This is a genomic window from Streptococcus sp. DD11, assembly GCF_001578865.1.
GTDB classification, from domain to species: Bacteria; Bacillota; Bacilli; order Lactobacillales; family Streptococcaceae; genus Streptococcus; species Streptococcus panodentis.
Map to the genome: position 1 here is coordinate 1 of NZ_KQ969402.1, position 1,384 is coordinate 1,384.

The 1,384-nt window shown below is 55.5% G+C and carries 1 pseudogene; it reads left to right on the plus strand.

Features of this window, described 5'->3' with window-relative positions:
• Nucleotides 1–1,384, plus strand: a pseudogene (locus STRDD11_RS13050) (YSIRK signal domain/LPXTG anchor domain surface protein); the annotation flags it as partial.

A 1,384-nucleotide genomic window follows, 5' to 3' on the forward strand; every position in this document is an offset into this window, starting at 1 on the left:
GTGACGGCCACTTACAGTCCAGACTTTACCAAGGTAAGGCCAAGCAGTACCAATGCTGAGTCTACAGGTCTTCAGGGTCAACCGCAAAAAGGAACACCTATTTTCACACCTGGCGATCCAAATGTGCCGTTGGACAATGATATTCCCACCACCTTTGACGACGGCACGAAGGAGAAAACTATTGCAGGTCAGGGGACCTATACCATCGCATCCGACGGCACCGTCACTTTCACGCCAGACAAACAGTTCGTCGGCAGGCCAGATCCAGTGACGGTCAAACGTGTAGATAAAAATGGTACGCCCGTGACGGCGACTTACACACCGACAGTTGAGAAGGTGGCTCCGATAGGTGAAGATGCGGCATCTACCAATATCAAAGGCCTTGCGCAGACGGGCAAACCAGTCTTCCAAGCAGGCAATCCGTTGGTGCCAATCGACGAAACAGTCGAGCCGGCCTTCGACGACGGAAGCAAGGAAATAACGATTCCGGGTCAGGGTACTTACACCATCGCAGCCGACGGCACGGTGACCTTCAGGCCAGAAGCTGATTTTATCGGTCAGGGCACCGGCGTGACCGTTGTCCGCCGTGATCGCAATGGCACGCCAGTCACCGCTCGCTATCTGCCGACAGTGGTGGCACCATCCAGCAGCCAAGACACTTCATCAGTCGGCCGCAAGGGAGAAGTGCAAACCGGTACGCCAATCTTTGAGGGAGCGATTGACCAGACAGTGGCTCCGGCTTTTGACGACGGCAGCACCGAAAAGGTTGTGCCAGATGAGGGAACTTACAAGTTCGCGATGCTGGGCGCAGTGACCTTCGTGCCGGAAGCCGACTTTGTCGGAACCGCCCGCGGAGTTGTCGTCAAACGGTTGGATATTTATGGCAATGCCGTGACCGCGACCTATACTCCGACTGTTTTAGGAAGCACGGCTACAGAAGATACTGGAAGTACAGGCTTCAGAGGTCAGCCGCAGACTGGAAAACCAATCTTTGAAGGCGACGTGGACCCAATCGTGCCGCCGACATTTGAAGATGGCAGTACAGAAAAAGTCGTACCAGGCGAAGGGACTTATACCATCGCAGCTGACGGCACGGTGACCTTCAGGCCAGAGCCGAACTTTATCGGCCAAGCGACAGGCGTGACAGTCGTTCGCAAAGACCGCAACGGAAATACCATTTCCGCAGCTTACATCCCGACCGTGACAGAGCTTTCTGTACCAGCAGAAACTCCGGACCGTCCTAGCCAGCCGGCTCAGCCTGCACCACCATCGCTGACTAAGAGCGCGGCTCCAAGAGCACTTCCGCAGACCGGTACAGAAGAAACTTCCTACCTAGCTGCAGGCCTGCTTGCAGAAACAGCTGCTTTGGGACTGATTGGGCTGG